Source organism: Maribacter algicola (genome assembly GCF_003933245.1).
GTDB classification, from domain to species: domain Bacteria; phylum Bacteroidota; class Bacteroidia; order Flavobacteriales; family Flavobacteriaceae; genus Maribacter; species Maribacter algicola.
This window is the reverse complement of record NZ_QUSX01000001.1, coordinates 2,023,130-2,040,460: the sequence shown is the minus strand read 5'-3', so window position 1 is coordinate 2,040,460 and position 17,331 is coordinate 2,023,130. Positions and strand designations below refer to the sequence as shown.

Here is a 17,331-nt window from a genome sequence, read left to right as displayed (position 1 = left end):
ATTTGGCGGGCTGAAACCTGGAAGAAAGTCAAAGAAACGGTTGCCAAAATGCATTTAGAAAGGTTTGTAATGGCCGTAGGCCGCTAGGGAGGTACTTTCGAGCGCTCAAGAAAAATATTGGGAGAATCCTTAAGGAATCTAGTTACAGGCTGATTGATGTTCTAGAATAATTTCCTTTAATTCTTCATTACTATGAACGGATATGTCAGAACTGCCATGCAACTTAAGAATAACCGGAAATTGTATGGAGGCCAGCGTACTTTTAGAAAATCCTTGTATGGACTGATAGGTGGTACGATCGTGATCGAATGTTATCGATGAAAAAGTGCCCAATGAGGAATCGAACAAGGCGACATCTATATTGTAAACAAAATCCAAACAGCTTATAAAATTATTGTCCATAAGTCCTTCGGCACAATTATGCTGTAAATTCAATAGTGTTTGATAATCTTCCAATTGGATCTGTTCATGGTTTGAAAATGTTATTTGAATTGGAAACACGGGTCTTATTTCTTGACCGCTTTGGAAGATACTCAAATCATCTATCCCAGTTATATTGTGTGTACTATTGTCAAGGGTGATTTCGTACGGAAAATTGATACTGAAACAATTGGATCCATCAACCGCATCATCAAATGACCCATCGTGCAGGGCTATCGATTTCACCAAATTGGTAAGCTGTCCGTCGTTTAAAAAAGAAGATTCCTGAGGATCGGTCTCCAAAGAAAATTCTTCCTTTTGGCAGGTAGAGAACATAAATAGAAATGCAATAAATATAAAATTCTTCATAACATTGTATTTTCTATAAAGACAACTTAACATTAAATTCTCCCACCCTAATGCCTAAAAAGTTATTCAATAATGTGTGTGAGGAACAAATTTTTTCCCTAATCTATAAAAGATTTTCAAAAGAATTGTACGATACTTTATACTACAGATATGGAAATCAAATAAATACAAAGGACAAAGTTCAGGATGCTTTTGTTAAATTATGGGAAAATTGTAAAAACATCGAATTTGAAAATGCAAAAGGGTTTTTATTTGTAACTGCAAAAAATTTAGGTCTAAATGAAATAAAGCACAACAAAGTAGTTTTAAACTTTGCCAATACTGCACCTACACAACAGGAAGAGGAGCCAGAGTTCATAAAAGAGGCAGATCCAAAGTTATTAAGATATAAGGAAGCACTGGAAAAACTAACGGAGTCACAAAGGGTAGCCTTTATGTTGAGTAAAATAGAAGGCAAGAAGCACAGCGATATAGCTGAAATTCTAGGGATTAGTCAAAAAACGGTTGAAAAAAGAATCTATGCGGCCCTCAAAAAAATCAAGGAGGCTATAAAAAAGTAGTAAAAAAGGGTAGGAGTATTTTATGCGTAATTGTTTTTAATATAGAATGGACAAACTTGAAAATAAAATATTGTTAAAAAAGTGGCTGAATAGCTCAATTACCAGCGAAGAATTGAAGGTCTTAAAAACTTCGGATGATTTTTCTGATTATGAATATATTATAGATAACGCCCATAAATTTAAAGCGCCCGCTTTTGAAATAGATGATTCCTACATCACTATTAAAAATAAAATAAAGAGCGAAAAAAGAAAACGCCAATTTGTATACCGTTCCATTATAGCCGTCGCTGCCAGCGTGGTGGTCATTTTTGGCCTTTATTTCAGTTTTTTTAGAACGCATGTAACTACAATAACGGCAAACCTTAATGGTTTTTCTGTTACCCTACCTGATGAGAGTAGTGTTGTATTGACCCAGGGCAGCAGTATTGTTTATAATAAACGGACCTGGAAACAACAGCGGGACGTTACACTGAACGGAGAGGGATTTTTCAAGGTTGAGAAAGGTTCGTCCTTCGTTGTGCATGCAAAAGAGGCGATCATAACGGTGCTAGGTACCCAATTCAATGTAAAGGAAGACAACGGCTTAGTTGTAACATGTTATGAAGGCAAGGTTAGTATTATGGCAAATAACAAGAATACAATCTTAGAGGCTGGAAAAGAGTTAAATACAGCAATGGGAGATGCGCCTCTGGATGTTTTCATTTCGGAGCCTACTTGGATTTCTAACAGCCTTTTATTTAAAAGCATTCCTTTGAACAAAGTAATCGAGAACATCGAAAAACAGTATGGTATAACCTTAGAACTATCAAGTGCCATAGACCTAAGCCAAAATTTTACGGGAAAAATCAGCAGTGATAATTTAGAAGAAGCATTAAAGGCATTGACCGTTCCACTAAATTTACAATTCGAAATTACAGGAGACATCGTGTTAATAAAAGAATAGGAATTTGAATACTGTGTCAAGGTTATTTGTTTTAGGCGTAATCTTATTGTCGTCAATAAGTTACGCACAGCAAAATATTTCAAAACAATCCCTTAAAAGTGTTCTTACAGCTTTAGAAAACGATTTCCAATGTAATTTCAATTATCACGACCAACAATTAGAATCACATTTCGTCGATTTTAACAAACCAAAAAGTCTTTCAGAGGCACTTTCTATTTTAACCGATAAAACCCTTTTCAACTTTACCCTTCTTGATAAAGAAATTATTGCCGTGTCCTTAAAGCATGATTTAAAAAAAGTATGTGGACGCATTAGGAATGCAAACAAAAATGAAGAACATAATAAATATACCGTTATAACCGACTATCAACGATTAACAATCGAGGGCGATAAAAATTTCACATTTCTTTCCAAGAATGATTCTGAAGTGATATTTATATACCCTCCAGATAATCGGGCAAAATCCGTTTCTATGGATTTTTTTGAAAATGAAGATTGCAGAACAATTGTTTTCGATGAGATGGTTGAAATGCTTCAACCCGTTACGCTCATCAGCAATTATCTTGCAAGGGGCATTAGTCAAAATTTAAATGGAAGCACTACCATAGACTTTAATGAGTTTGATATTCTTCCCGGACTTATTGAGCCCGATGTCCTCAAATCAATCCAAGAGCTGCCCGGCATATTGAGTGTTAACGAAACCGTCTCCAATATCAACATTCGAGGAGGTACAAGCGATCAGACCCTTATACTTTGGGACGGAATTAAAATGTACCAAACAGGTCATTTCTTTGGACTTATCTCGGCATTCAACCCCTATCTCACCAGCAGAGCTACCATAACCAAAAATGGCAGTAGTTCTTTTTATGGTGATGGCGTTTCGGGAATCGTGGAATTGGAAACGGAAAAAAAATTGAACACTACATACAAGGTTAATTGGGGCTTTAATCTTTTGAGCACAGATGCTTTTTTAGACCTACCGTTATCGCCAAAAATGTCCTTGCAACTATCCGGAAGAAAATCTATAAATAATTTAATCGAGTCGCCCACGTATGCTTCCTATTTTGAAAAGTCCTTTCAGAACACCGAAGTAGTGGGCTTTGGAAAAGAAGAAAAACCATCACAAGTTGGCTTTTCTTTCTTTGACACCAATGCGAGATTGCTTTATAAACCTACCGAAAATGATCTATTCAATTTCAATTTTATCATCTTGGGTAACCAATTGGGTTTGACCGAGGTGGGTGATGTCAATAATGAGCAGGTTTTTAGAAACAGTAATCTATCTCAAAATAATATTAGTACAGGATTGTATTACAGAAAAAATTGGAGCCAAAAATTCTTTACGGAAATTCAAGCATATGGTAGCTTGTACAAACTGAAAGCCGTAAACGCGAACATACCTGACAATCAAGCCCTGTCCCAAGAAAATCACGTTACCGAAAATGGTTTAAAGATTGGGGGCAATTTTAATTTCAATTCAGATTTAAAGCTAGCGGTAGGATATCAATTCAATGAAACAGGTATCGAAAACTTTCAAGAAATAAACAATCCCTTATTAAGGCAACTGGATAAACAGGTCTTAAGAACAAATAGCCTTTATGCACAGTTAAATTATACAATACCAAAACTTAAGACGGTCATTTACGGAGGAGTTAGGGCAAACCACATCAATAAATTCAACACGGTTTTGGTTGAGCCACGAATTAGTATGAACAAACGATTTTTGAAATACTTTTCCGTTCAGGTATTAGGTGAAATTAAAAGTCAGACCACCTCACAGATCATCGATTTTCAAAATGATTTCTTGGGGGTAGAGAACAGGCGATGGGTACTTTCATCACCAAATCAAATACCCATCATTCAAGGTAAACAACTAAGTACGGGCTTTACCTTTAAAAGAAAGGGCTGGCTTGCCAGTGCGGATGGCTATATTAAAAAAATCACAGGGATTACAAGTCAGAGCCAAGGTTTTCAAAATCAATTTGAAGATGCAAGAGAAACAGGGAGTTACACGATACAGGGCTTGGATCTCTTGGTCAACCGTCAGTATAAAAGAATAAACACCTGGTTTAGCTATTCATATACATCCAACAACTATCGTTTTAATAACTTCATGCCCAGTGTATTTCCAAATAATTTACACATAAAAAATGCCATCACTACTGGCATCAATTATACGATTGGCAATTTAAAAGTTTCCTCTGGATTAAACTGGCATACCGGAAAGCCCACTACAATTCTCCTAAACATGGAAAATGAAAATGGAGCACTGAACTACGATTTTCCAAACAATGAAAATATCAAGGACTTTTTCCGATTGGATTTTTCAGCCATTTACAATTTCAGGATTAATGAAAATTTGAATGGTCTTGCAGGATTTTCCATTTGGAATTCATTGAATAACCAGAACACCCTAAACCATTATTACAGAATAAGAAATGGGGAGGTCGAGGAAATAAACGAGGGAGCTCTTTCTCTTACACCCAATTTTACATTCAGGGTTTTTTTAAATTAAGTGAACACAATAGTATCCTTTATATCTTGAAAAAAGTTTACTTTCAAACGATTATTATTTCGATTTTAATCTTAAAATCAGTTTGAATATATCATATGTGGATGACCCAGTCCTAGTATACAACGTTGGCCTGATTTAAGTGAGCATAGCAATAATTATGTAAACCCTTTTATGGCCATGTATAACATGACTTTTTAAGTAGCTCAAAAAATTCCTTTTTTTGTAGTTCAATTTAACCAGCTTCTACTCACTTGGCGGCGAAAAAGGAAAAACATGGCAAATCATTACAATAATATGAGCCGAGAAAAGATAGACAATGCTGGACTTTGAGTAGATGAGTAGAAACAACGGTTTCGAACATTATCTTTGCGCAATCTAAATTTGATTTTAATTATTCTTATCGTAAATATCCTTAAATACGGCCACTACCCTACCTTCTTCGTACGTTTTTAAATCATAGCGAATCCTTAGCTTTGTTCCAATGGGCGAGTAATAATAAATTATCCACGCATCTGCTTCCCTTGTACCAATACATCCATTAGAATAGGCCTTTCCTAACGTTTCAGGATTGGTAGTCGGATGTATCATTTGTCCATTTCTTATCCCATTGATTTCTGTTTCTATCCAAGGAATTTGAGGCATGATGGTCGTTTTTCCATCATCACGTTTGGTAACATAAAACTGTTTGCCGTTTACCGGATTATAGAACTCAGGGTGCCTAACATGATCAACTATGGTCCCAATACCAGTTTTGGTGCGCAAATCAGTAATACGGTCTCCAAATTTCAAGTAACGTTCCTTGTTTTGCCCTACTCGAACGGGAAATGAATATAACAATACAGAATCTTGGAATATCCTTAATTTAAATTCAGGAATATTAACATCGATTTCAGTTTTTGCAATTTGCCCTAGTATTTGTTCGGCTTTAATCGAATCCGGAATATGAAGCTTACTTCCTTTTGGCAGTACGGTCAATTGTCGTTGGTCATAAACAAAGGAATCACGGGAAATCATCCTGTAATAATCCGTATTGGCCAAAGTGTCAATTATCCATGGATTATTCCTAACAATAATATGTTCTGATAATGGATAAGATAATAAAGAATCATAACGAATTACCAATGAATCAATGTAATCAAAGTACTCCCTTATGGTGACATTTCTGTTTATTTGCACCATTATTGGCTGTTTGATATCATCTCCACCGGTATTTGAAATAATCCTTTCCATCTGCCTTTTCTCTAACGCATAGGAGTTTTTTGCGTTACATGACGTCAAAATCAATAATAGGGACCAAATACCAAAGTACACGAATCTAACCATATCTGTCTTTTTCAGTAGAACTATCACTATTCCCTTAAATAATTTTATGGTTAAAAATAGGGTCTCTAACTGTACAGAAAAATGATCCTCATCATGTTCGTTTAGGACGGGTCTCCCCAAACCACCACCTAGTTTCCATAGGCTTTTTAACAAGTCCGAATCTCTTTACGGCATATTCCTTAAGGTGTTGCGTCATTTCCTCCACAGAATCAGTAAGAAACAATAGATTCATATCCTCCTTCGAAATACTTTCATTTTTCGCCATGGTCTGAATATGGTGATATAATTCCTTATGGTATGCCTTTCCAAAAATTACCACTGGGAAATGGTGTATCATTTTTGTTTGAATCAGCGTCAATGCCTCAAAGAGTTCATCTAAAGTGCCAATACCCCCTGGCATAACCACAAATGCATAGGAATATTTCAATAACAAAAACTTACGTACGAAGAAATAAGGAATATTGATCCATTTATGTAAATAAGGATTAGGTTTTTGCTCAAATGGCAATATAATATTACAACCAATGGAAAAACCATTATTGAGATAGGCCCCCTTGTTAGCGGCCTCCATGATTCCTGGCCCGCCACCTGTCATCACTGCAAAACCCATTTCTGATAATGCCTTACCAACCTCCACCGCTTGTTTATAATAGATATTATCCTCCTCGAACCTTGCAGAACCAAATACTGTAACACAAGGTCCTATAAAGTGTAATTTACGAAAAGCCCTGATGAAGTGATATTGAACCTTTAGTGTAAACCAAAATTCTTTGAATCTACTCCTTGGACCATCTAAAAAAGTACGCTCCTCACTTAAGTAGAAAGAATTGGAATCAATTTTTGACTTCTGTTTCATGGTAAATTTTTGTTGAATAAAAGTATCACCAATCTAAAAAGTAAAAGATGACAATTCTCATTACCTGCATGATATTGGTCATTTTTAAAAAATCCTATTCAATCTATATTTGAGAATGGGTTACGTTGCAAAACCGGTATTTAACGCTTCAAAAATGGTCAGTAGGATAAAGAATTTCTTCATCCAAATAGGAGAACTATCCTATTTTGCAGGCCGCTTTTTCAAAGAGACATTTACACTTCCTTTCGAATTCAAGGAACTGTTACGCCAATGTTACCATATGGGAAATAGGTCCTTGGTATTGGTTGTTATGACCAACTTCATTATTGGTTTAGTGTTAACACTCCAATCAAGGCCTACCATGATTCAATTCGGGGCCGTATCAATGATGCCCAATATGGTAGGTATTTCCATAGTAAGGGAAATTGGCCCTGTCATAACGGCTTTGATCTGTGCAGGCAGGATCGCTTCAGGTATTGGGGCCGAATTGGGATCTATGCGGGTAACGGAGCAAATTGATGCCATGGAGGTATCTGGAACCAATCCATTCAAATATTTGGTCGTGACACGAATTTTGGCTACGACGCTAATGATTCCGCTTCTGGTCATTTTTGGAGATTTGATTGCACTATATGGTTCCGCCTTGGTTGAGAATTTGAAGGGACAAGTATCTTTTCAACTATATTTTAATACGGTTTTTGATGCCTTGAGTTTTGGAGATTTGGTCCCAGCAACGGTAAAATCCTTTTTTTTCGGTTTTGTTATTGGTTTGGTAGGCTGCTATAAGGGATATTATTGCAAAAAAGGCACGGCCGGTGTTGGTGTAGCGGCCAACACGGCAGTAGTAATGGCATCCCTCTTATTGTTCGTTGTGGATTTTATTGCAGTTTTCGTTTCCGATGTTTTTTATGAACTCTAAATCAAAAAAATGCCTTTAATAGCTTCTAAAAACTTAATGGAACCAATAAATGACAACAGTCGAAAGGTAGTCATCCGTATTGAAGATCTTCGTAAAAGCTTTGGCAGTAACCATGTACTAAATGGTTTCAACATGGTGCTACATCAAGGTGAAAATTTAGTGGTCATGGGAAAATCGGGCTCGGGCAAGTCTGTAATGATAAAATGCCTTGTAGGATTAATTACACCAGATAGTGGATATATAGAAGTTATGGGTAAGGAGATAGGCACCTTGAATCGTCAAAACTTGGACGAACTACGTTCTGATATAGGGTTTCTTTTTCAAGGAAGCGCACTGTATGATTCCATGACGGTGCGAGAGAATCTAGAATTTCCAATGCGCAGACACAAAGAGAAACTGGGTGGTTTCCATGATACAACCCCTCTGGTGCTAGAGGCATTGGAAAATGTAGGTCTGGGCCATACCATGGATTTAATGCCATCCAAGCTCTCTGGAGGAATGAAGAGACGTGTTGCTTTGGCGCGTACGCTTATCCTCAAACCAAAAATTATCCTATACGATGAACCCACCAGTGGACTGGACCCTATTACGGCTAAGGAAATCATTGAATTAATGCGCAGTATCCAAAAAAAATATAATACCTCTTCTTTAATAATTACCCACGACGTAGACTGTGCCCGTGTGATATCCGAGCGAATGATTCTGTTGGTAGACGGCATAAACTATGCAGATGGCACTTTTTCTGAATTATCATCGTCATCCGATCCAAAAGTTGAGGCGTTTTTTAAAAAATAGGAATATGACAAAGACTAAGTTGGAAAATTTAAGATTAGGCGTGTTTGTAGTCATAGGGACAGTCCTGTTGCTTTTTGCAGCTTTTCTAATTGGCAATAGACAGAATATGTTCGGGAAAACCTTTGGTATAAGTGCTATATTTAAAAATGCCACTGGTCTCCAAAATGGCAATAATGTTCGTTTTTCAGGAATTAACGTTGGTACTGTAAATGGTATTGAAATGATAAATGATACTACTATACGAGTACTTATGAGAATTGAGGATAACATGCGCAAGCATATTAAAAAAAATGCACTTGCAAGTATTGGCTCTAATGGATTGGTGGGCAGTATGCTTATCAATATAACACCAGGTGAAGGGCCTAGTGATCTTATTGTTCCAGGAGATGAGCTGCAATCTACTAGCAAAATTGGTACACAAGATATGATGAGTACATTAAATATAACAAATGATAACGCCGCATTGTTGACAGCCGACCTGTTGAAAGTATCAAAGGCACTTACCGAAGGTAAAGGTACATTAGGGAGATTACTCAATGACACTGTTTTAGCGGACCACTTAGAGCAAACACTAAAAAACCTCAAGCAAACAAGTGAAGATGCTAATACTTCCATGGGGGAGTTAAATCGCTTGGTAGACAACTTTAATTTTGAAGAAAGTGCCGCAGGCGTGTTGCTCAGTGATACCATTTCTGGGAGTAGAATCAAAAAAATCATTCAAAACCTTGAGAGTTCCAGTTTCCAAATAAAGAAGATTTCAATGGACTTAAATACCCTAGTTGGCGATATCAAAACGGGTGATGGGGCAATTGGCTATTTATCTCAAGATACTGTTTTGGTAAACCAACTAGATAGAACTATGCGGAATATTGAACAGGGAACGGAGCGTTTCAATGAAAATATGGAAGCGCTAAAACATAATTTTTTAACCCGCGGGTACTTTAGAAAATTAGAGAAACAGAAGAAAAAGGAAGAAAAACGTTAGTCAAAAATTAAACATATCCAGAATCCTTTACTTTATTATATTAAACCTCGCAAGTACATTTCCAATCTTGAAGGTAAGAGTAATACGAGTAGTATCCAATTCCTTGAATGAATAGGTTGGGAACCGAATTTTAACAAAAAACTATGAATCCAAATTAAATACTCTTTCGCTATTAGTCTATGATTAAAAAGGCATTGTTTTATATATTTCTTATCATGCTTGCCGTGGTTTTGTTCTTAAACACAAATTTTGAATCGATCGCTGTAGGTATTGCCATATTACTTTTTGGCATGATTATGTTGGAAGAAGGATTTAAGGGGTTTGCGAAAGGCCCTTTGCAAAAAATTTTAAAAAAGGCAACTGATAAGTTATACAAAAGCATTGCTGCTGGTGCATTGGTCACCGCATTTATACAATCAAGTTCATTAGTGTCTGCAGTAACCATTTCTTTTATAAGTGCAGGATTGGTTACTCTTCGAGGTGGAATGGGAATAATTTTCGGTGCCAATATAGGAACAACAGCAACGGCTTGGATCGTTGCAGGTTTTGGTCTAAAAATCGATATTGCCGTCATTGCCATGCCAATGCTCGTGTTTGGAATAATTTTTTCCCTACAAAAAAAACCGCATTTGAAAGGCATAGGAAATATTCTCGCGGGATTAGGATTTTTCTTTCTGGGAATACAGTACATGAAAGAAGGTTTTGATGTGTTTAAAGAATATATTGATCTTACCCATTATGCCATTCCAGGTTTCTTAGGGGTTATTGTTTATGCAGGTATTGGCATCATAATTACCACAATTCTTCAATCCAGCAGTGCAACCTTGGCTTTGATATTGACTGCATTAGCTGCTGGACAAATACAATATGAAAATGCCCTGGCCTTGGCGATAGGTGCAAATATTGGCACGACCATTACAGCAATTTTGGGTTCCTTAAGTTCCAACATTGCCGGAAAAAGACTGGCTGGAGCCCATTTACTTTTTAATCTTTTTACTGGAGCCATAGCCTTGACTATCATTTTTCCTCTTGCCAATTTTGTAAATTTCGTTTCAGCTATCACCGGCGTGTCTGCTGATAATTTTACGCTCAAATTGGCCATGTTCCATACTATCTTCAACATTTTGGGCGTACTCATAATGATACCACTAACAAAAAGAACGGAAAAATTTCTTATCAAATTTTTCAAGGAAGAAAAAGAAAAGGGTATTGAACAACCAAAATATTTAAACGAGAGCATACTACAGTTTCCAAGCACTGTGGTTTCAGCATTGACCGAAGAATCCAAATATCTTTTTGAAAATGCGATTTTTGAAATAATAGCACATGCACTGAATATTCATAGAGGGGACATAAAATCCGACTTAGACCCAAAGGATATTTTGATGAAAACCAAAGAGGATTTCAAAACAGATGTTCGCAATCTCTATTACAGTAAGGTAAAAACCATATATGGTGAAATCCTAAGATATGCTACTACCGCTCAAAGCACCTTGAAAATGGGCAAAAACCTAAACAATAGGATTTCAGAAATCAAAATAGCCAATCGCAAAATGGTGGAAATCATAAAGGGTGTTTTGGAGTTGGGATTAAATGTATCCCAATATAGAACCTCGGAAAATATTCATATGGTTCAGGAGTATAACAAGTTTCGCGAAAAAATAATAAGGGTGTTGCGGGTAGTATATTTGTTAAGGACACAAGTGGACAAGCAAATCTATGACACCAAACTTTTTATACTTAAAAATAAAGCTAAAGATGGAAAATATCAAACTACCAAATCAATTAATAAGCTAATTAGGGATAATTTAATAACTCCCAAGATGGCATCTTCTTTGGTCAATGATAAAGACAACTTAAACGAAATCATTAAGAATCTAATAGAGGTTGCTGAGCTTCTCTACGGAGAAAAAGACTCCCTATTGGAAAATGCGGAGCAAAAGGATGAGCCCATAAGCTTTGTAGAAAAAGAATAGGATTTTTTGTATTGGTCTTATCGCCTAAATGACAGCAATTTTAGAAAAAGACTCCAGATTATCTTGTTTATTTTCAGATTGCTATCTCTTAATAAATAATGGGTCCAGTCTAACTTTAATCCTGTTCACAATAAGTGGTACATTCTCAATGATCGATTCTCCTGTGATGGCATCTACTCCTTCCATTCTATACGTGCCTTCACCAGATGTTGTAAATACAACTATTTTGTCCTGATAATTTTTTGTACGTTCTATGAATGTTTTCATGGATACCAAAGCAAAATTCAGTCATTTCCTTACCTTATATGAGCAACTTATAGTCTTCTTAAGAATATATGTTCTTTTTTAGGTTTTTAAATATCCCTAATTAAATAAACATTGTTCCCATTTTTTCCTAGATGACCAATGTCATATGGATTTCACTTTGTAAAAACTAGTTTTGGAAGAAGATAAAACCAAAGCTATGAGAAGAAATTTAGAACCTGCTGAAAACCTTCAAATACTATCCAGCAACTATATGGGAAACTTAGCATATATATCGGGTACAAGTCCATTTATAGTGCCAATGACCTATTACTATGATAGAGAAAGCCATACCATTACTAGTTACTCTTCAGAAGGACACAAGATCGCAGCAATGCGCAAAAATAATGCTGTAGCTTTTATAGTTAATCAGATTGAAACAGTGGCAGATTGGCAAACTGTTCAAGTACTTGGCACTTTTGAAGAGTTAAAGGGTATAGACGCAAAACATATGCTTCATGAGTTTTCGGAGGGTATAAAAAATATTTTGAGTCGCACTAAAGGGATGGACAGCGAATACATTAGTGAATTTTCGGCCAAGATTGAATCGGATTGTTCGCCCATCGTATTCCGAATTAATATTAATGAGATTACAGGTAAGAAAAGGGAATCTTAGAAACGTCCAACATAAGTTAAGGTGTCTTATGAAGACATTGGGCAAGTTACCTCTATTAAATCCATAAATTCTCTTTGTAATGCTTATAAAAAAATTCAGTCATATTGGTATCACGGATGTATCAACGGTAGGAGGAAAAAATGCTTCTCTTGGAGAAATGTACAATCAATTGTTACCAAAAGGAGTACGTATTCCTAATGGTTTTGCCAGTACGTCCTCTGCTTTTTGGAACTTCTTAAAGGAAAATGATATACAGCGTGCCCTGGAAAATATCATATCAAAATTGGACAGAAACCAATACACAAATTTAAATCTGATAGGTAATCGGGCAAGGAACCTGATTCTTGAAAGCGAATTTTCCAAAGAATTTTCTAACGCCCTTATACGTGCCTATAAGGAACTCTGTGACGATGGTGAATTGGCCGTAGCAGTGCGCAGTAGTGCAACGGCAGAGGACCTTCCAGATGCCAGTTTTGCAGGTCAACACGATACTTTTTTAAATGTTAAAGGAGAACCAGAGCTTTTGGAGGCAGTCAAAAAATGCTTCTCATCGCTCTATACCGATCGCGCTATTAAATATCGAGAGGATAAGGGATTCAAACACAAAGATGTTGCCCTATCAGTTGGTGTACAGCTAATGGTACGTTCAGATAAAAGCTGTTCTGGGGTGGGTTTTACCATAGAACCGGAATCCGGCTTTGAGAACGTTGTATTACTCTCGGGGGTTTGGGGATTGGGTGAGAACATTGTACAAGGCATAGTAAACCCAGATGAGTTTTATGTCTTTAAACCCAGCATTAAGAAAGATATGTATCCCATAATTCAGAAAAAACTGGGCGATAAAAAACTGACCATGGTCTATGCTTCGGAAAAAGAGAAGGAAACAACCTTGAACATCGATACCCCATTAAAGCAACAAGAACAATATGTATTGACCGATAATGAAATTATTACCTTGGCCAAGTGGGCCCTACTAATAGAGGAACATTACCAAAAACCCATGGATATTGAATGGGCCAAGGATGGAATTACAAAGGAATTGTTCATCACACAAGCCCGTCCAGAGACGGTCCATCAGACTAAGAATAAAAATATACATGTAGAGTATCAACTATTGAAGGAGGGCAAAGTGCTGGTGAAAGGAGATGCTGTAGGGTCCAAAATTAAAATAGGATATCCTGTACTATTGAATTCTCCCATAGAAACGGGACCTTTGACCAAAGATTCCATTATTGTGACGGACACTATTACTCCAGATTGGGATCCTTTGCTCAAAAAAGTGGGCGGAATTATCACCAATAAAGGGGGCAGAACCAGTCATGCGGCCATCGTTTCCCGTGAATTGGGAGTTCCGGCCATTGTAGGTTGTGGCAACGCTACCGAAGAAATAGTGAACGGTAAAATGATTACCATGTCCTGTGCCCAAGGAAAGATTGGGTATATTTATGAAGGGAAACTCCCTTTTAAGGAGCGCGAAATTGATTTTACAGGAATCCATCTTCCAAAAACGGAAACTAAAATGATTTTGGCCGATCCCGAAAACGCTTTTCAACTTTCCTTTTATCCCAATAATGGAATCGGTTTATTAAGGATGGAATTTATCATTACTCATTCCGTACAGATACACCCTATGGCCTTGGTGAAATTTGAGGAAATAAAAGACTCCAAAGTAAAAAATAAAATAATGCAATTGACAAGCCAATACACCAACAAAGCTGACTATTTTGTTGATAAACTGGCGGAAGGAATAGCAGTTATAGCAGCGGCCTTTTATCCAAAAGAGGTCATCGTAAGACTAAGTGATTTTAAGACAAACGAATATGCGAACCTTATTGGGGGATCGGATTTTGAACCCTTCGAAGAAAATCCTATGTTGGGTTTTAGGGGTGCCTCACGATACTATAGTGATTTATATAAAGATGGTTTTGCCTTGGAATGTGCCGCTATTAAAAAAATTCGGGAAAAAATGGGGCTAATCAATCTTAAGGTAATGGTTCCTTTTTGCAGAACTGTCGAAGAAGGTAAAAAAGTGCTTAAAGTAATGGAAGATAATGGACTTAAACGTACCGAAAATGGTTTGGAAGTTTATACCATGGTAGAGATTCCAAGCAATGTCATATTAGCCGAGGAGTTTGCGAAAATCTTCGATGGATTCTCCATTGGCTCTAATGATCTTACCCAATTGACATTGGGCATTGATAGGGATTCTGAAATTATGGGAAAACTGTTCAATGAAAATGATGAAGCCGTCAAACGCATGATTTCCATGGCAATTAAATCCGCAAAAAAATCAAATATAAAAATCGGATTATGCGGTCAAGCTCCCAGTGACTTTCCTGAGTTTGCAAAATTTCTTATTCTAGAAGGGATTGATAGCATTTCTTTTAATCCTGATGCTTTACTACAGGGTATCGAAAATATCAACAAGGCCGAACAACAGAAAGTAACTTTTGGAACGGCAGAAAGTAGCAATTAGCACTAAATCCTTATTATGGAAGCTGGTATTTGCCCTATCTTCACTAAGATCCTATAAAAAGGAAATTCAATCTAGAACGTATAATTAAAGATTTCTTCTTTTGTTTGTAAAGACTAAATGGGTTAACATTAAAGAATCCCATAAATTTGTTAGCCACAAAACCCTTTACCTGTGAGCAAAGCCATTTATATTGCTACCACTGAAACAAATAGTGGAAAATCGATAGTTTCTTTGGGATTAATGCAACTCCTACTGGGAAAAGCCGCAAAAGTTGGCTATTTCAGGCCAATAATAGACGACTTTGAAAAAGGGACTATGGACAGCCATATCCACACTATTATTACCCATTTTGAGTTGGATTTGGCATTTAAAGATGCCTACGCCTATACTAGAAGTGAAGTTGTAAAACAAAAAAACTTAGACAGGGACGACGAAATTCTTGGTCATATAATACATAAATACAAGGCTATAGAGGACCGTTTCGACTTTATCCTAGTTGAGGGAACAGATTTTTCTGGCGAAGGTGCGATAATCGAGTGGGACATCAATGTGCTTGTGGCCAAAAACCTTGGCATTCCTACAGTAATTATTGCAAGCGGAACCGGTAAAACTTTGGAAGAACTCATCGGCAACCTTTTTATGGCCTATGATTCCTTTAAAGAAAAGGGTGTAGAAGTGTTATTGACCGTTGCCAATAAAGTTGAGCCAAAAAATATAGATATTGTAACTAAAGGGTTACAAAAGAAACTTCCAAATAGTGTTTTGGTGGGTGTCATTCCAATAAATCCGCTATTGGGGAACCCAACTGTCAAAGAAATCTCAAAAGAACTGGAGGCCAAAGTTCTATTTGGTGAAGAATTTTTGAACAACCAAGCCGGTGGCTTTAGTGTTGGGGCAATGCAATTAAGGAATTATCTCACCCATCTTAAAAAGGACAGTTTAGTGATTACACCTGGCGATAGGGCAGATATAATATTAGGCGCTTTACAGGCAAATATTTCTGCTAATTATCCCAATATTTCCGGAATTGTATTAACTGGTGGATTGTTGCCGGAGAAATCAATTGTAAAATTGATCAAAGGACTTTCCGATATTGTACCCATCCTATCCGTACAGGGAGGTACTTTTTCCGTCACAAACCAAATTGGTACCATTCGACCCAAAATCTACGCTGAGAACACCGTAAAAATCAATACATCCATACAGGAATTTGAGAAACATGTTCCCACCACCCAATTGGCGGAACGCCTAATAACGTTCAAGCCCCGTGGTATCACTCCTAGAATGTTCCAGTACAATCTCCTAAAAAGGGCAAAATCGGAAAAAAAGCACATAGTATTACCAGAGGGTACGGATGAGCGTATTTTGCTCGCCACTAAAAGGCTCATAGATGCAGATGCCGTAACCCTTACCCTATTGGGAAACCCAGAAGAAATCAAGAGTAAAATCATTGAATTGGATATAGTTTTGGATGCATCGACCATAAACATCGTAAATCCAGCGGAGTCACCACATTTCATGGAGTATGCAACTACTCTTTTTGAACTTAGAAAGCATAAGAACGTTAATCTGGCCATGGCAAAAGACTTGATGGAGGATGTTTCCTATTTTGGCACAATGATGGTTTACATGGGACATGCGGATGGTATGGTATCCGGAGCCGTGCATACCACACAACATACCATACGGCCCGCCCTACAATTTATTAAGACAAGGCCAGGGGTCTCCATTGTTTCCTCTGTGTTCTTTATGTGCTTGCCCAACAGAGTAACTATCTTTGGAGATTGTGCCATCAATCCCAATCCTACCGCGGAACAACTTTCGGAAATTGCCATCTCATCTGCGGCTACCAGTATCGCTTTTGGCATTGAACCCAAGATAGCCATGCTTTCATATTCATCGGGAGCATCGGGCGTTGGTGAAGATGTAGATCGTGTAAGGAAAGCAACTGAAATCATCAAGAAAAAAAGACCGGAACTCAAAGTTGAAGGTCCAATTCAATATGATGCAGCCGTTGACAGTAAGGTGGGTCTCGCCAAACTACCTGATTCCCAGGTAGCAGGCCAAGCAAGCGTCTTCATTTTTCCTGACCTCAATACAGGAAACAACACTTATAAGGCCGTACAACGGGAAACAGGGGCACTGGCCATTGGTCCAATGCTTCAAGGACTTAATAAACCGGTAAACGATCTTAGCCGCGGGTGTACTGTAGAGGACATCTACAATACAGTCATTATTACGGCAATACAGGCCCAAGGTCTTTAATAGAAAAATG

The 17,331-nt window shown here is 37.2% G+C and carries 13 protein-coding genes; 10 read left to right on the top strand and 3 right to left on the bottom strand.

Annotation, left to right across the window (positions count from 1 at the left end):
* Positions 1–138 precede the first annotated feature (138 nt).
* Entirely contained in the window at positions 139–789 is a 651-nt protein-coding gene (locus DZC72_RS08640; RefSeq protein WP_125222426.1) for a hypothetical protein, read from the bottom strand.
* A gap of 50 nt (positions 790–839) precedes the next feature.
* Here DZC72_RS08640 and DZC72_RS08635 point away from each other — a divergent pair, with 50 nt between their 5' ends.
* From DZC72_RS08635 to DZC72_RS08625, 3 genes are read left to right on the top strand one after another with little or no spacing between them, the layout of a single operon-like run.
* A complete protein-coding gene (locus DZC72_RS08635; RefSeq protein WP_125222425.1) occupies positions 840–1,349 on the top strand; it encodes an RNA polymerase sigma factor in 510 nt (169 codons plus the stop codon).
* A gap of 46 nt (positions 1,350–1,395) precedes the next feature.
* Positions 1,396–2,292, top strand: a complete 897-nt coding sequence (locus DZC72_RS08630) for a FecR family protein (protein ID WP_125222424.1) — start codon at positions 1,396–1,398, stop codon at positions 2,290–2,292.
* Positions 2,293–2,305: 13 nt separating this feature from the next.
* Positions 2,306–4,807: a TonB-dependent receptor plug domain-containing protein gene (locus tag DZC72_RS08625; protein ID WP_125222423.1), complete on the top strand. Its 2,502-nt coding sequence runs from the start codon at positions 2,306–2,308 to the stop codon at positions 4,805–4,807.
* Between the two features lie 387 nt (positions 4,808–5,194).
* Here the strand turns inward: DZC72_RS08625 and DZC72_RS08620 are convergent, their stop codons facing one another.
* Together DZC72_RS08620 and DZC72_RS08615 are read right to left on the bottom strand one after the other, a co-directional pair.
* Positions 5,195–6,130 (bottom strand): L,D-transpeptidase, encoded by a 936-nt coding sequence (locus DZC72_RS08620; protein WP_125222422.1) that lies wholly within the window; start codon positions 6,128–6,130, stop codon positions 5,195–5,197.
* A gap of 91 nt (positions 6,131–6,221) precedes the next feature.
* Positions 6,222–6,986, bottom strand: coding sequence for an LOG family protein (locus DZC72_RS08615; protein WP_125222421.1), 765 nt, complete (start codon positions 6,984–6,986; stop codon positions 6,222–6,224).
* Positions 6,987–7,101: 115 nt separating this feature from the next.
* Here DZC72_RS08615 and DZC72_RS08610 point away from each other — a divergent pair, with 115 nt between their 5' ends.
* The 7 genes from DZC72_RS08610 (at position 7,102) to pta (ending at position 17,321) form a co-directional block, all read left to right on the top strand.
* Positions 7,102–7,905 (top strand): MlaE family ABC transporter permease, encoded by an 804-nt coding sequence (locus tag DZC72_RS08610; protein ID WP_125222420.1) that lies wholly within the window; start codon positions 7,102–7,104, stop codon positions 7,903–7,905.
* Between the two features lie 36 nt (positions 7,906–7,941).
* The gene (locus DZC72_RS08605) at positions 7,942–8,700 is read left to right on the top strand and encodes an ABC transporter ATP-binding protein (RefSeq protein ID WP_125222419.1); all 759 of its coding nucleotides are present in this window, start codon (positions 7,942–7,944) and stop codon (positions 8,698–8,700) included.
* 4 nt (positions 8,701–8,704) lie between these two features.
* Positions 8,705–9,685, top strand: a complete 981-nt coding sequence (locus DZC72_RS08600) for an MlaD family protein (protein WP_125222418.1) — start codon at positions 8,705–8,707, stop codon at positions 9,683–9,685.
* A gap of 179 nt (positions 9,686–9,864) precedes the next feature.
* The gene (locus tag DZC72_RS08595; protein ID WP_125222417.1) at positions 9,865–11,661 is read left to right on the top strand and encodes a Na/Pi cotransporter family protein; all 1,797 of its coding nucleotides are present in this window, start codon (positions 9,865–9,867) and stop codon (positions 11,659–11,661) included.
* Between the two features lie 439 nt (positions 11,662–12,100).
* Positions 12,101–12,580 (top strand): pyridoxamine 5'-phosphate oxidase family protein, encoded by a 480-nt coding sequence (locus DZC72_RS08590; RefSeq protein ID WP_243641680.1) that lies wholly within the window; start codon positions 12,101–12,103, stop codon positions 12,578–12,580.
* Between the two features lie 79 nt (positions 12,581–12,659).
* Positions 12,660–15,056 (top strand): phosphoenolpyruvate synthase, encoded by a 2,397-nt coding sequence (gene ppsA / locus DZC72_RS08585; RefSeq protein WP_125222416.1) that lies wholly within the window; start codon positions 12,660–12,662, stop codon positions 15,054–15,056.
* 171 nt (positions 15,057–15,227) lie between these two features.
* Positions 15,228–17,321 carry a phosphate acetyltransferase gene (pta, locus tag DZC72_RS08580; RefSeq protein WP_125222415.1) on the top strand — a complete coding sequence of 698 codons (2,094 nt, stop codon included), beginning with the start codon at positions 15,228–15,230 and terminating at the stop codon, positions 17,319–17,321.
* The last annotated feature ends 10 nt before the right edge of the window (positions 17,322–17,331 follow it).

What these genes read in the sequence shown, in the direction of transcription:
- DZC72_RS08640 (WP_125222426.1), bottom strand. Translation starts at nt 789, where the DNA reads ATGAAGAATTTTATATTTATTGCATTTCTATTTATGTTCTCTACCTGC.
- DZC72_RS08635 (WP_125222425.1), top strand. Translation starts at nt 840, where the DNA reads ATGCCTAAAAAGTTATTCAATAATGTGTGTGAGGAACAAATTTTTTCC.
- DZC72_RS08630 (WP_125222424.1), top strand. Translation starts at nt 1,396, where the DNA reads ATGGACAAACTTGAAAATAAAATATTGTTAAAAAAGTGGCTGAATAGC.
- DZC72_RS08620 (WP_125222422.1), bottom strand. Translation starts at nt 6,130, where the DNA reads ATGGTTAGATTCGTGTACTTTGGTATTTGGTCCCTATTATTGATTTTG.
- DZC72_RS08615 (WP_125222421.1), bottom strand. Translation starts at nt 6,986, where the DNA reads ATGAAACAGAAGTCAAAAATTGATTCCAATTCTTTCTACTTAAGTGAG.
- DZC72_RS08610 (WP_125222420.1), top strand. Translation starts at nt 7,102, where the DNA reads ATGGGTTACGTTGCAAAACCGGTATTTAACGCTTCAAAAATGGTCAGT.
- DZC72_RS08605 (WP_125222419.1), top strand. Translation starts at nt 7,942, where the DNA reads ATGGAACCAATAAATGACAACAGTCGAAAGGTAGTCATCCGTATTGAA.
- DZC72_RS08600 (WP_125222418.1), top strand. Translation starts at nt 8,705, where the DNA reads ATGACAAAGACTAAGTTGGAAAATTTAAGATTAGGCGTGTTTGTAGTC.
- DZC72_RS08595 (WP_125222417.1), top strand. Translation starts at nt 9,865, where the DNA reads ATGATTAAAAAGGCATTGTTTTATATATTTCTTATCATGCTTGCCGTG.
- ppsA (WP_125222416.1), top strand. Translation starts at nt 12,660, where the DNA reads ATGCTTATAAAAAAATTCAGTCATATTGGTATCACGGATGTATCAACG.